Origin of the sequence: Streptomyces sp. NPDC059092, from assembly GCF_042756365.1 — a bacterium.
Lineage (GTDB): Bacteria > Actinomycetota > Actinomycetes > Streptomycetales > Streptomycetaceae > Streptomyces.
Map to the genome: position 1 here is coordinate 1 of NZ_JBHZEJ010000117.1, position 12,812 is coordinate 12,812.

A 12,812-nucleotide genomic window follows, 5' to 3' on the forward strand; every position below is an offset into this window, starting at 1 on the left:
GACTCTTTCGTGTCCGATTCCCCGTCGGAGCGGGGCTGCTTTCCAGTTCTTCGCTTTCGCGCTTTCCCTTTCCGGCGAGTCCGACTCTATCAGATTCATTCGGCGGTGTTTCCCGCTTCCAGAATTCCGAAGGCCTTTGGATTGGCCCTTTGCCTTTCGGCAGATTCGACTTTAGCAGAAGCGAGGCGGCCGAATTTTACGGGCCGGAACCATCTACTGGTCGAATCGAGGAGGGCTCCGTGGAAATCCAGTCCCATCGGAAGCCGCATAGATGTTGTTCGGTGAACCTGGAGCATAACCAACTCCGAGGCAACCGTTCAAATCTACCTCCCCACTCCGGCCGTGTCAACGGTTTTTGTGGGGCGAAGAGGAGACTAACAGGTCGGGTACGCCCCACGCACATCAGGCGGCGACAGGAAGTCGGGCGCTGCGGTCCGTGGCCTCCAGGTCGCCCGTCTCGCCCTCCCGTGTCGCCCTGCCGCCGAGGATGTAGACGTAGGCGAGGAAGACCAGTTCGGCGACGACTCCTATCGTGATTCGCGCCCAGGTGGGCAGGCCGGACGGGGTGACGAAGCCTTCGATCACGCCCGACACGAAGAGGACCAGTGCCAGCCCGAGGGCCATGCCGAGCGCGGCGCGGCCCTGTTGGGCCATGGCTGTTCGGCGGCTGTACGGGCCCGGGTCGATCAGCGTCCATCCGAGGCGCAGCCCCGTGCCGGCCGCGACGAAGACAGCGGTCAGTTCGAGCAGGCCATGGGGCAGGATCAGGCCGAGGAACGTGTCGAGACGGCCCGCCGAGGACATCAGCCCGATGCCGACCCCCAGGTTGAGGACGTTGACGAAGAGGATCCAGATCACCGGCAGGCAGAGAAAGGCCCCCAGGACCAGACACATGGCGGCGGCCTGCGCGTTGTTCGTCCAGACCTGCGCCGCGAACGACGCCGCCGGATGGCTGGAGTAGTACGTCTCGTACTCGCCGCCCGGACGGGTCATCCGGCGCAGCTCCTCGGGCGCCCCGATCGCCGCCTGTACTTCGGGGTGGACGCCTGTCCACCACCCGATGCCGGCCGCGAGAAGAATGGAGAGGAGCGCGGTCGGGATCCACCAGCGCCGGGCACGGTAGACGGCTGCGGGGAACCCTGCCGTCAGGAATCGCGCGGCGTCCCGCCAGCCGGCGCGGCGCGTGCCGGTGACCGTCGCGCGGGCCCGGGCCACGAGCTGGGTGAGGCGGGTGGTGAGGACGGGATCGGGAGCGCTGGACTGGATCAGCGAGAGATGGGTGGCGGTGCGCTGGTAGAGGGCGACCAGTTCGTCGGCCTCCGCGCCGGTGAGGCGCCGGCCGCGGCCCAGAAGGTGGTCCAGGCGGTCCCACTCGGCACGGTGGCTGGTCACGAAGACATCGAGGTCCATGGTCGGCTGCTGCTCCAGGCACTGTGCGTACGGTCCGTACCGTCGGCGTCGGCACGGCTGACTGCGGCGCGTTGTGGGCCAGCTTGGCAGACTGGTCTTTCTCCAGGGTGGGGAAGGTCGGCGAAGGGTGGGCACCGATGGATGAGCTGGTGACGGGCGACGCGGTCGTACTGGGGCTGCGCCCGGCGCGGCTGCCGAGCCGTGCCCTGGCGACGGCGATCGATCTGGCGGTGGCCGGGGCGGCCTATTTGTTGGTGTCGGTCGGCATCGTGCTGTCGGCCGGTTCGCTGGACGAGGCGGCGGTCGCCGCCCTGGCGGTCGCCTCGTTCCTTCTGGTGCTGGTCGGTGGTCCGATCGCCGTGGAAACCCTCAGCCACGGTCGTTCACTGGGCAAGATGGCCTGTGGGCTGCGGGTCGTACGGGACGACGGCGGGCCCATACGGTTCCGGCACGCGCTGGTGCGCGGGGCGATGGGCGTGGTGGAGATCCTGTTCTCGGTCGGGGTGGTCGCCTGTGTCGCGTCGCTGGTGTCTGCGCGGGGCCGGCGGATCGGCGATGTGTTCGCGGGGACCCTCGTCGTACGGGAGAGGGTGCCGACGCCGTACACGGCGGCGGTGCCGCCGCCTCCGCCGTGGCTCGTGGGGCGCTTCGCGGAGCTGGATCTGTCTGCCGTGCCGGACGATCTATGGCTCGCGGTACGCCAGTACCTGACGCGGATGGGACAGCTCGACCCGGGTGTCAGCCGGTCGATGGCCGAGCGTCTCGCCGGTGATCTGGCAGCTCGTACGGGTACCCCGGCGCCCCAGGAGGTGCCTGCGGGGGCGTATCTGGCGGCCGTGGTGAACGAGCGGCAGGCCCGGGAAGCGCGGCGGGCCCTCGGCGCCGGCCCCGGCGCCACTCCGGCCGCAGTTGCCCCCGAGGCCGGTGCCGGTTCTCTCGCGGCTCCCCTTCCCCGGCCTGCCGCCGTCCCTCCCGTCCCTCCCGTCCCTCCCGTCCCTCAGGGAGCCTCCGGCGCTGTTCCCGCCGACGCGTCGCCTGCCCCGTCTGCCACCGGGTTCGCCCCGCCCGCGTAGGCGCGGGGTCCGGGCGGCTGGCGGCCTCGGTGTCAGGCCGGCGGTGACGGCGCGGTTTCGAGGTCTTCCAGCTCGATGCCCGGGGCCGAGAGCACCACGTCGCCGGCGATGTGAACGGAGTGCTGTTCACCGGTGTCCAGGGCGCTGACCTGGTACTCGTCCACGATCAGAGGGCCGTTGTCAGTGGGGTGCGCTTCACTGTTCACCAGGGCCCAGGACTGGTCGAGCGTGCGGGGGGCGAGGACCGGGTCCGTGAAAGCCACGAGGCGGACGCGCGTCGCGGGCGAATCAGGGGTGAGGCGCAGGAGGCGGGTCGTCGCGACGAGAAAGGCGGGGGATGTGCCGGTGAAGGCGTGGGCGTTGACGTTGCCTTCCGTGGCATGGGTGCCGGTGGGGTCGGTACGGACCCAGGTGACGCCTTCGAGGGCGGCGCCGCGAATCTGCCAGCTCGCCGCGTGGAGTTGAAGACGGATGGGGCGGCCGAGTTCGTCGAGGGCCAGATCGACGGAGCCCGCGTGGTCGCCGGAGGGAGTGGTGATCTGGGAGACGTAGCGCCAGCCGGAGGGGCCGGGCGCGCAGTGGAAGTGTTCGTCACCGAGAGGGGTGTGATCGTGCGGGTCATGGAGCGAATAACGGCCGCGGGGCATGGGGTCTTTCGGGTCCTTCGCGTACTCGGCGGCTGACAGCACACCGTACGGGAGCTGACAGCACACCGTATGTCCGGTGGCCTCGGCCGCACACGTCACACACGGAACAAGCCCCCGACACGGGGGTGCGGGGGCCTGTTCTGTGACGTGTCTCCGTGACGTGCGGAGTACCGGGAGCCGCGGTGTGGGTCAGTAGCGGTAGTGGTCCGGCTTGTACGGGCCCTCGACCTCGACACCGATGTACGCGGCCTGCTCCGGGCGGAGGGTCGTCAGCTTCACCCCGAGCGCGTCGAGGTGGAGACGGGCGACCTTCTCGTCCAGGGCCTTGGGAAGCACGTAGACGTCGGTCGGGTACTCCTCCGGCTTGGTGAAGAGCTCGATCTGGGCCAGGGTCTGGTCCGCGAACGAGTTCGACATCACGAAGGAGGGGTGGCCGGTCGCGTTGCCCAGGTTGAGCAGGCGGCCCTCGGACAGGACGATGAGCGTCTTGCCGTCGGGGAAGGTCCAGGTGTGGACCTGGGGCTTCACCTCGTCCTTGACGATGCCCTCGATCTTCGCCAGGCCGGCCATGTCGATCTCGTTGTCGAAGTGGCCGATGTTGCCGACGATCGCCTGGTGCTTCATCTTGGCCATGTCCGCGGCCATGATGATGTCCTTGTTGCCCGTCGTGGTGACGAAGATGTCCGCGATGGAGACGATGTCGTCCAGCGTCGCGACCTGGTAGCCGTCCATCGCCGCCTGGAGCGCGCAGATCGGGTCGATCTCCGTGATGATCACGCGGGCGCCCTGGCCGCGCAGGGACTCGGCGCAGCCCTTGCCGACGTCGCCGTAGCCGAAGACGACCGCGACCTTGCCGCCGATGAGGACGTCGGTGGCGCGGTTGATGCCGTCGATCAGGGAGTGGCGGCAGCCGTACTTGTTGTCGAACTTGGACTTGGTGACCGCGTCGTTGACGTTGATCGCCGGGAAGAGGAGGACGCCGTCGCGCTGCATCTCGTACAGGCGGTGGACACCGGTCGTGGTCTCCTCCGTGACGCCGCGGATCTCGGACGCCAGTCGGGTCCACTTCTGCGGGTTCTCGGAGAGGGTGCGGTTCAGCAGGCCGAGGATGTAGCCGTACTCCTCACTGTCCGCCGTCGCCGGGTCGGGGGCCTCGCCGGCCTTCTCGAACTCGACGCCCTTGTGGACCAGGAGGGTGGCGTCACCGCCGTCGTCCAGGATCATGTTCGGGCCGCCGGTGGGCGTGTTGGGCCACGTGAGGGCCTGCTCCGTGCACCACCAGTACTCCTCCAGCGTCTCGCCCTTCCAGGCGAAGACGGGGACACCCTTGGGGTCGTCCGGGGTGCCCTCGGGGCCGACCGCGATGGCGGCGGCGGCGTGGTCCTGGGTGGAGAAGATGTTGCAGGACGCCCAGCGGACGTCGGCGCCGAGCGCGGTCAGGGTCTCGATGAGGACCGCGGTCTGCACGGTCATGTGCAGGGATCCGGTGACGCGGGCACCGGCCAGGGGCTGCGTCGCCGCGTACTCCTTGCGGATCGACATCAGGCCGGGCATCTCGTGCTCGGCGAGCGTGATCTCCTTGCGGCCGAACTCGGCGAGCGAGAGGTCGGCGACCTTGAAGTCCTGTCGGTTGGCGACAGTCGTCATAACGAGCTGCTCCTCGTAAATCGGGTCGAGGGTGGGTACGTACGGCTGGCTCTGCGGCGGCGGGCATACGAATGCCCGGGCTACGCGGGGCAGTCCGTCGGAGGCCCTCTCTCCCTCGGCCGGTCCACAGCGCGGACCGCCCGACCGCCATCAGCAGCGACGTCTGGCTCTGGTCACGAATCTACACCGATCGGCCCAGTGACCTACAGCCGAACCGTGAAGGGAGCGAAACGTGTGTGCGGAGAGACATGGCGGAGGGGCGTGTGCGGGGAGAGGGACGGGGCCTCCGTCGGGTGGGTCGTCGGGTGGGGTCGCCGCCCGCGCTACGGCATCCGCTCCGCCTACTCCGCCGCGGCCGGCGGGGTCGCGGGGCCGGCCGGGTCCTTGGCCGGGTTGGTGCCCGCGGCGGCGGCCGAGGCGCTGTAGATGTCCGGCTCCAGGTAGATGACCCGGGCGATCGGGACGGCCTCGCGGATGCGGGACTCGGCGGCGTTGATCGCGGAGGCCACCTCGGCCGCCGTGTCGTCGTGCTCGACCGCGATCTTCGCCGCGACCAGCAGTTCCTCGGGGCCGAGGTGGAGCGTGCGCATGTGGATGATGCCGGTCACGACATCCCCGTCGACGATCGCGTTCTTGATCTTCTCGATGTCGTCCGTGCCCGCGGCCTCGCCGAGCAGCAGGGACTTCGTCTCGGCCGCGAGGACCAGGGCGATCACGATGAGGAGGATGCCGATGCAGAGGGTGCCGATGCCGTCCCAGATGCCGTCGCCGGTCGCCAGCGAGATGCCGACGCCGCCGAGGGCGAGGACCAGACCGATCAGCGCGCCGAAGTCCTCCAGCAGGACCACCGGCAGCTCGGGCGCCTTGGCCCGGCGGATGAAGTCCTTCCAGGAGAGTGAGCCACGCGTGGCGTTGGACTCCTGGATGGCCGTACGGAAGGAGATCGACTCGGCGATGATCGCGAAGATCAGCACCCCGACCGGCCAGTACCACGCCTCGATCTCGTGCGGGTGCTTGATCTTCTCGTAGCCCTCGTAGATCGCGAACATGCCGCCGACCGAGAACAGCACGATGGAGACGAGGAAGGCGTAGATGTAACGCTCGCGCCCGTAGCCGAAGGGGTGCTCCGGCGTCGCCTCGCGCTTCGCCTTCTTACCGCCGAGGAGCAGCAACCCCTGGTTGCCGGAGTCGGCGAGGGAGTGCACGCCTTCCGCGAGCATCGACGAGGACCCGCTGAAGGCGAATGCCACGAACTTGGCTACTGCGATCGCGAGGTTGGCGCCGAGCGCCGCCACGATCGCCTTGGTTCCGCCGGACGCGCTCATGGGTGCGTGGTGTCCCTTCCTTGGTCTGCGGCCCTGGCGCCGCCGTACGGCGGGACATTGTTGCAGCCGCCGGGGCGGCGGGCGGATCAGGCCACGACTGTGGCACGGAACACCGTGCCGGTACCGGACAGTTCGGCCTTTTCGCCCGCCGGTACGAACACGGCGCCGCCGGGCGTCAGCCCGAGGTCGCCCGCCCTGGGGGTGCCCGCCGTGCAGAGCAGGATCTGCGGGGTGGCCGCGGTGAGGTCGCGGGGCGCGGCGCCCGGCGCGAGGGTGAAGCGCGAGAGCCGGAACTCGTCGATGGGGGTGTCGTACAGCTCCTCGCCGGACACGGAAGCCTCGGGGCGCAGGATGGCCGGCTCGGTCGCTTCGAAGCGCACGATACGGAGGAGTTCGGGGACGTCCACGTGCTTGGGGGTGAGGCCGCAGCGCAGGACGTTGTCCGAGTTGGCCATGATCTCGACGCCGAGGCCGTCGAGGTACGCGTGCGGCACACCGGCGCCGAGGAAGAGCGCCTCGCCCGGCTGGAGTTGTACATGGTTCAGCAGCATGGCGGCGATGACGCCGGGGTCGCCCGGGTAGTGGCGGGCGATCGACGCGTACGGGGCGTACGCGCCGCCGAGCCGGTCGGCGGCGGCAGCGGCCTCGGTGACCGTGGCGGCCATCCCGTCCGGGTCAGCGCTCAGAACGGCGGTCAGGACCTCGCGCAGCGCGGCCTCTTCGGGGTGGGCGTGCAGGAGGTCGACGTACGGCTTGAGCGCGTCGACGTCGAGCCGCGCGAGCAGGTCGGCGGCCTCCTCGGGGGCGCGGAAGCCGCAGAGCCCTTCGAAGGGGGTGAGCGCGCAGATCAGTTCGGGCTTGTGGTTGGCGTCCTTGTAGTTGCGGTGCGGGGCGTCGATGGGGACACCGCGGCGCTCCTCGTCCGCGTGTCCCTGCCGCGCCTGGGCGAGGTCGGGATGCACCTGGAGGGAGAGCGGCGATCCCGCGGCGAGCAGCTTGAGCAGGAAGGGCAGGCGGGGGCCGAACTTCCGCGTGGTGGCCGTACCCAGCTCCGCCTCGGGGTCGGCGTCGATGAGGTCCGAGAGTGCCTGGTCACCGGCGCCATGGCCGCGGTCGAGCCGCGAGGGGGCGCCGGGGTGGGCGCCGAGCCACATCTCGGCCTGCGGCTCGCCCGTGGGAGGGGTGCCGAGCAGTTCCGGGATGGCGGTCGTCGAACCCCAGGCGTAGGGGCGCACGGTGTTGGAGAGGCGGTCCATGGAGTGAGCCTTCTGGTGCGAGGTGGCGGCGCGGTGACGGTGGGGTGGTGTACGGGTGGCGACGCGGCGGTGGGGCGGTGCGGGGGTGGCACAGGGCGGGGTGGTGTCGCGGCGCTGCTGTCGTGGTGTCCTGGCGCTGAGGGGCGTACGCGGGTGCGCGGGGCCCGCGCCGTGCGGGAGGGACGCGCGGGGGCGTGAGGTCAGGCGGGGGTGGTGCCCCCGGCGAGCGCCAGGTAGACCGTGGCGAAGTCGGTGACGGCGATCAGTTCGGCCAGGGCTTCGATCTCGGTGCCCTCCTCCGGCTCCAGTTCACTGATGGCCGTGTCGTGGCCCAGCGCGAGTTCACGCGCGGCGGGGGCGGCGGTCAGGCCGCCGACCGGGCGGTCCCTGAGCAGCACGACCCGGGCACGCAGGGGCCCGCTCTCCTCGACGCGGTCGCGGAAGAAGTCGTCGGGGTCGGCGCCGCCCGCGAGGTCACCGGCGAGCAGCGTGCCGTGGGCCTGGATCGCCTCGGGCAGCTCGGCGGCGAGGGCGGGGCGGCCGGCCAGCTCGGCGAGTACGGCGGCGAAGCGGCGTCCGGCGGGTGCCGCGGCCGTCCCCTCCGTCCAGATCAGCGGGAGGCTGTCGGCCAGTTCGGCGGCGAGGGTCTTGGCGGGGTTGCTGTACGTGACGACGGCCGGGCCGCAGCGTTCGGCGGTACGGTCCAGCCGGTCGGCGACGAGCTGAAGGCTCTCCGGCGGCGCGGTGAGCAGCCCCACCCGGTCGAGCAGCGCGAGCAGCGGGACGAGGAGGGCCCAGAGCGCGCCGGGCCCGGTCACCCGCGTGTCCTCCTCGACGGTGTCGGCCCACTCGTTCGGTGCCGTCGCCATCGGTACGAGGAGTCCGTGCGTACCGCCGAGCGACTCGCTCAGCGGGGAGTGTCCCGGCGCGACGGCGACGACCGTACAGCCGCGCCGGTACGCCTGCTCGGCGAGGAGTGCCAGGCCGGGCTCGCTGCCGTCCGTGGTGGCGATCAGCAGCAGGTCCACGGAGCCGGCCCAGCCGGGGAGCGCCCAGCGCAGGGCTCCGGCGGCGGGGGCGACGCCCGTGGGAAGCAGCCGGGTCACGGGCGCGGCTCCGCCGGCCAGGGCGGCCACGAGGTCGGCGGCACCGGTCGCGGCGGCTCCGGAACCGGCGATCAGTACGGCGCGGGGGCGGCCCTCGGGCGCCAGGGTGCCGATACCCGCCTCGGCGGTGTGCCGCAGGGCGGTGCGGACCCGGGCCCCGGCCTCGGCGGCGTCACGGAGCAGACCGCGGTGGTCGGCGCGGGTGAGCGCGTCGGGGGCGTCGAGCAGCGACTCGTCGAGCATGAGGGGTGGGCCTCCGCTGGTGTGGCACGTGAGCAGGGCTGGCGTGGGAGCAGGGCTCGTACGGGGTGTACGGGCGCCGGCAGGGCTCGTACGGGGTGTACGGGCGCCGGCAGGGCTCGTACGGGGTGTACGGGCGAGGGGCGGCGCTCCTACGCGGGGCGGCGCGCCTCGTCCACGAGGAGCACCGGGATGTCGTCCCTGACCGGGTACGCCAGGCCGCACTCCCCGCCGGTGCAGACCAGCTCGGGAGTCTCGTCCGAGGTGCGGTCGCTGAGCGGCGCGTGACAGGCCGGGCAGGCCAGGATCTCCAGGAGGCCGGCTTCGAGCGGCATGGGGTGGGTGTCCCTTCGAACAGGTGGATAGACGCTTGTCAGCCTACCGCCGGTGGGCCCAGCGCCCGCCGTCCCGGGCGGGGACGGCGGGCGACGGCGGGCGATGGCGGGCCGACGGCTGGGAACGTGCGGGACGGCCGAGGCACAGCCGCGGCCGGTGGGGGTCAGTCCCTGATCAGGGCCAGGGCTTCGTCCCTCAGCTTCGCCATCGTCTCCTCGTCCCGCGCCTCGACGTTCAGGCGCAGCAGCGGTTCCGTGTTGGAGGGGCGGACGTTGAGCCACCAGTCCGCCGCCGCCACCGTCAGGCCGTCCAGCTCGTCGAGAGTGACCCCGTCGCGCTGCGCGAACGCCGCGCGGACCGCCGCCATCCGCGCCTGCTGGTCGTCCACCGTGGAGTTGATCTCGCCCGAGCCCGCGTAGCGGTCGTACGAGGAGACCAGGTCGGAGAGCGGGCCGTCCTGACCGCCGAGGGCGGCCAGGACGTGGAGCGCGGCGAGCATGCCCGTGTCCGCGTTCCAGAAGTCCCGGAAGTAGTAGTGCGCGGAGTGCTCGCCGCCGAAGACCGCGCCCGCCTGGGCCATCTCCTGCTTGATGAAGGAGTGGCCGACGCGGGTACGGACCGGGGTGCCGCCGTTCTCCCTGACGACCTCGGGGACGGACCGGGACGTGATCAGGTTGTGGATGACCGTCGAACCCGGGTGCTTGGCCAGTTCGCGGGCGGCGACCAGGGCCGTGATCGCGGACGGGGAGACGCCCCGGCCGCGCTCGTCCACGACGAAGCAGCGGTCCGCGTCACCGTCGAAGGCCAGACCGAGGTCGGCGCCCTCGGCGAGCACGCGGGCCTGGAGGTCGACGATGTTCTTCGGGTCCAGCGGGTTCGCCTCGTGGTTCGGGAACGTACCGTCCAACTCGAAGTACAGGGGCACGACATCGAGCGGCAGGCCGGCGAGGACGGTCGGGACCGTGTGGCCGCCCATGCCGTTGCCCGCGTCCACGACGACCTTCAGCGGGCGGATCGCGGAGAGGTCGACGAGGGAGAGGAGATACGCGGCGTAATCGTCCAACGTGTCACGGTGCGTGAGGGTTCCGGCCGTCTCCCCCGCTCCCGCGTTCTCGGGCGTCTCCCCCGCTCCCGCGTTCTCGGGCGTCTTCCCCGTTCGCGCGGTTTCCGATGCCTCCTCCGTTCCCGGGGCCTCCGGGGTCTCGCGCAGCCAACTCTCCACCAGGGCGCGGATCTCCCCGAGTCCCGTGTCCCGGCCCACCGGCGCCGCGCCCGCACGGCACATCTTGATGCCGTTGTACTGGGCCGGGTTGTGCGACGCGGTGAACATCGCACCGGGGACGTTCATGTTCCCGGACGCGAAGTAGAGCTGGTCCGTGGAGCACAGCCCGATGAGCGTGGCGTCCGCTCCGCGCGCGAGGGCGCCCCGGGCGAAGGCCGCCGCGAGAGCGGGCGAGGAGGGCCGCATGTCGTGGCCGACGACGATCGCCCCGGCGCCGGTGACCTCGGCGAAGGCGGCACCGAACAGCTCGGCGAGCCGGTCGTCGAGCTGGTCGGGGTACACCCCTCGCACGTCGTACGCCTTCACGATCTGCGCCACGTTCGACACTTCTGATGCGTTCGGCGAGTTCGGCGGGTGAGACGGGTGAGACGGGTGCGACGGGTGCGACGGGTGCGACGGGTGCGACGTATCTTTCGATGCATTTGACGCATTCGACGCGTTTGCTGCATGCGGCACATGCGAAACATCGGCCACGGCCACGCCCTCCAGAGGTTCCTGTCACTGCGGTCGGTTCAGCGCGCTCGGTTCAGCGCGGTAAGTCGGTTCAAACTACCCGGCCGGGTGACACCGTTACGGCAGCATCCACCCCAGTACGGCCGTACTCTGCCCCACCACGATCAGGCACATCACCAGGAGCAGCCCCAGACTCCACGGCAGCACCTTGCGCAGCACATCCCCCTCCTTGCCCGCCAGCCCCACCGCCGCGCACGCGATCGTCAGGTTCTGCGGGGAGATCATCTTGCCGAGCACGCCCCCGGAGCTGTTCGCGGCGGCCAGCAGCTCCGGCGCGAGGCCCGACTGATGCGCCGCAGTCACCTGGAGCGCGCCGAACAGGGCGTTGGCCGAGGTGTCCGAGCCGGAGACCGCGACACCGAACCAGCCGAGGATCGGCGAGAGGAACGCGAGCCCGGCGCCCGCCGCCGCGACGAAGTGGCCGATGGTCGCCGCCTGTCCGGACAGGTTCATGACGTACGCGAGGGCCAGCACCGAGGTGACGGTGAGGATCGCGTACCGCAGTTCGTGCACGGTCGCCGCCCACTCGCGCGCCGCGTCCCCCGCACGTACGCCCAGCACCACGGCCGTGATCAGCCCCGCGAGGAGGACGAGCGTGCCGCCGGTGCCGATGAGGGGCAGCGTGAAGACATTGGCGCCGACCCGCTCCCCGTCCGGGTTCGCGACATCGAGGAACGGCCAGTCGAAGACCTGCGTCGCCTTGGCCAGCAGCTCCTTGACGGGTGGGATCTGCGCGACGGAGAAGATCACGACGATCAGGGCGTACGGGGCGTAGGCGCGCACCACTTCGGGGCGCGGGTCGTCGTGGTCCAGGTCCTCGCTCCGTACGCCGGTGAGCACGGCGGCGCGTACCGGTTCGGCCGCGGGCCGGCGCGCGGAGGGCACCGCGACGAGCGCCGCCGCTCCGGCCAGCGCGGCGGCGATGTCGGCGAGTTGGGCGGAGAGGTAATTGGCAGCCGCGAACTGCGCGACGGCGAAGGCGACTCCGCACGCCAGCGCGGGCACCCACGTCTCGCGCAGCCCGCGCCGGCCGTCGACGAGACCGATGAGCACCAGCGGGACGACGAGGGCGAGCAGCGGGGTCTGCCGGCCGACGACGGAGGCGACCGTGTCCAGCGGCAATCCGGTGACCTGGGCGAGCGTCACGACCGGTGTGCCCATCGCGCCGAAGGCCACGGGCGCGGTGTTGGCGACGAGCGAGACGACCGCGGCCTTGACCGGGTCGAACCCGAGCGCCACCAGCATCACCGAGCAGATCGCGACCGGCGCGCCGAACCCCGCGAGCGCTTCGAGGAGCGCGCCGAAACAGAAGGCGACGACGAGCGCCTGGATGCGGGGGTCGTCGGAGAGGCGCCCGAAGGAGCGCCGCAGGATGTCGAAGTGCTGGGTCCTGACCGTCATCCGGTAGACCCAGAGGGCGTTGACGACGATCCACATGATGGGGAAGAGCCCGAAGAGCACGCCCTGCGCGCCGGCCGAGAGGGTCTGGCCGAGGGGCATCGCGAAGACGAGCCAGGCGACGATCACGGCGACGGCGAGGCCGGTGAGCCCGGCGAAGTGGGCTCGCATACGGACGCCGCCGAGCAGGAACAGCACGGTGGCGAGGGGCAGCGCGGCGACGAGGGCGGAGAGTGCGAGCGAATCGGCGACAGGTTCCAGTTGCTGTACGAACACGACAGACCTCCGGACTTCCGCGATACGGAAAGTGATCTCTCACAGGTGGAGGAATGGTCGTGTCCGCGCCAAGCGAAGGTCAATGGCCCGCGCAGGATCCGTAGCGGAAACCGCCCGCGTCAGGGACGCCGAAGGAAGTGGAAGGGGCTAGGCCCTGTCTGACAAATAGCGCCGTCCGCCCCTTGGGGCGGGGCTCGCGGCGTCTGGTGCGTGCAATCGCAAGGCGGAGGATCGCCCGTGTACTGGACGTACTCGGGCGACTCCGACAACGCAGCGAGTGTGCGTGCCAGGCGTCGCGAGCCA

Annotated in this window: 10 protein-coding genes; 1 reads left to right on the plus strand and 9 read right to left on the minus strand. The window is 71.0% G+C overall.

Annotated features, from left to right (window positions below):
- Positions 1-402: 402 nt before the first annotated feature.
- A complete protein-coding gene (locus ACFXPL_RS36005) occupies positions 403-1,410 on the minus strand; it encodes a stage II sporulation protein M (protein WP_384927388.1) in 1,008 nt (335 codons plus the stop codon).
- Positions 1,411-1,547: 137 nt separating this feature from the next.
- Between ACFXPL_RS36005 and ACFXPL_RS36010 the strand changes: the two genes are divergently transcribed.
- The gene (locus ACFXPL_RS36010; protein ID WP_384927389.1) at positions 1,548-2,483 is read left to right on the plus strand and encodes an RDD family protein; all 936 of its coding nucleotides are present in this window, start codon (positions 1,548-1,550) and stop codon (positions 2,481-2,483) included.
- 32 nt (positions 2,484-2,515) lie between these two features.
- Here the strand turns inward: ACFXPL_RS36010 and ACFXPL_RS36015 are convergent, their stop codons facing one another.
- The 8 genes from ACFXPL_RS36015 to ACFXPL_RS36050 form a co-directional block, all read right to left on the minus strand.
- Positions 2,516-3,130, minus strand: a complete 615-nt coding sequence (locus ACFXPL_RS36015) for a hypothetical protein (protein ID WP_384927390.1) — start codon at positions 3,128-3,130, stop codon at positions 2,516-2,518.
- A 189-nt stretch (positions 3,131-3,319) separates the two neighbouring features.
- Complete coding sequence (ahcY, locus tag ACFXPL_RS36020) at positions 3,320-4,777, minus strand: adenosylhomocysteinase (RefSeq protein ID WP_384927391.1); 1,458 nt, start codon at positions 4,775-4,777, stop codon at positions 3,320-3,322.
- A 341-nt stretch (positions 4,778-5,118) separates the two neighbouring features.
- A complete protein-coding gene (locus ACFXPL_RS36025) occupies positions 5,119-6,102 on the minus strand; it encodes a cation diffusion facilitator family transporter (RefSeq protein ID WP_384927392.1) in 984 nt (327 codons plus the stop codon).
- Positions 6,103-6,188: 86 nt separating this feature from the next.
- On the minus strand, positions 6,189-7,358 hold the full coding sequence (gene manA, locus ACFXPL_RS36030) for a mannose-6-phosphate isomerase, class I (protein ID WP_384927393.1): 1,170 nt from the start codon (positions 7,356-7,358) through the stop codon (positions 6,189-6,191).
- A gap of 200 nt (positions 7,359-7,558) precedes the next feature.
- Entirely contained in the window at positions 7,559-8,707 is a 1,149-nt protein-coding gene (locus tag ACFXPL_RS36035) for an SIS domain-containing protein (protein WP_384927394.1), read from the minus strand.
- Positions 8,708-8,856: 149 nt separating this feature from the next.
- Positions 8,857-9,039, minus strand: a complete 183-nt coding sequence (locus ACFXPL_RS36040) for a Trm112 family protein (RefSeq protein WP_384927395.1) — start codon at positions 9,037-9,039, stop codon at positions 8,857-8,859.
- Positions 9,040-9,203: 164 nt separating this feature from the next.
- A complete protein-coding gene (locus tag ACFXPL_RS36045; protein ID WP_384927396.1) occupies positions 9,204-10,649 on the minus strand; it encodes a phosphomannomutase/phosphoglucomutase in 1,446 nt (481 codons plus the stop codon).
- A gap of 243 nt (positions 10,650-10,892) precedes the next feature.
- A complete protein-coding gene (locus tag ACFXPL_RS36050) occupies positions 10,893-12,509 on the minus strand; it encodes an L-lactate permease (protein ID WP_384927397.1) in 1,617 nt (538 codons plus the stop codon).
- Positions 12,510-12,812 lie beyond the last annotated feature (303 nt).

Excerpts from the sequence above, each read along its gene's own strand:
- manA (WP_384927393.1), bottom strand. The coding sequence starts at position 7,358 with ATGGACCGCCTCTCCAACACCGTGCGCCCCTACGCCTGGGGTTCGACG.
- ACFXPL_RS36005 (WP_384927388.1), bottom strand. The coding sequence starts at position 1,410 with ATGGACCTCGATGTCTTCGTGACCAGCCACCGTGCCGAGTGGGACCGC.
- ACFXPL_RS36035 (WP_384927394.1), bottom strand. The coding sequence starts at position 8,707 with ATGCTCGACGAGTCGCTGCTCGACGCCCCCGACGCGCTCACCCGCGCC.
- ACFXPL_RS36015 (WP_384927390.1), bottom strand. The coding sequence starts at position 3,130 with ATGCCCCGCGGCCGTTATTCGCTCCATGACCCGCACGATCACACCCCT.
- ahcY (WP_384927391.1), bottom strand. The coding sequence starts at position 4,777 with ATGACGACTGTCGCCAACCGACAGGACTTCAAGGTCGCCGACCTCTCG.
- ACFXPL_RS36025 (WP_384927392.1), bottom strand. The coding sequence starts at position 6,102 with ATGAGCGCGTCCGGCGGAACCAAGGCGATCGTGGCGGCGCTCGGCGCC.
- ACFXPL_RS36040 (WP_384927395.1), bottom strand. The coding sequence starts at position 9,039 with ATGCCGCTCGAAGCCGGCCTCCTGGAGATCCTGGCCTGCCCGGCCTGT.
- ACFXPL_RS36010 (WP_384927389.1), top strand. The coding sequence starts at position 1,548 with ATGGATGAGCTGGTGACGGGCGACGCGGTCGTACTGGGGCTGCGCCCG.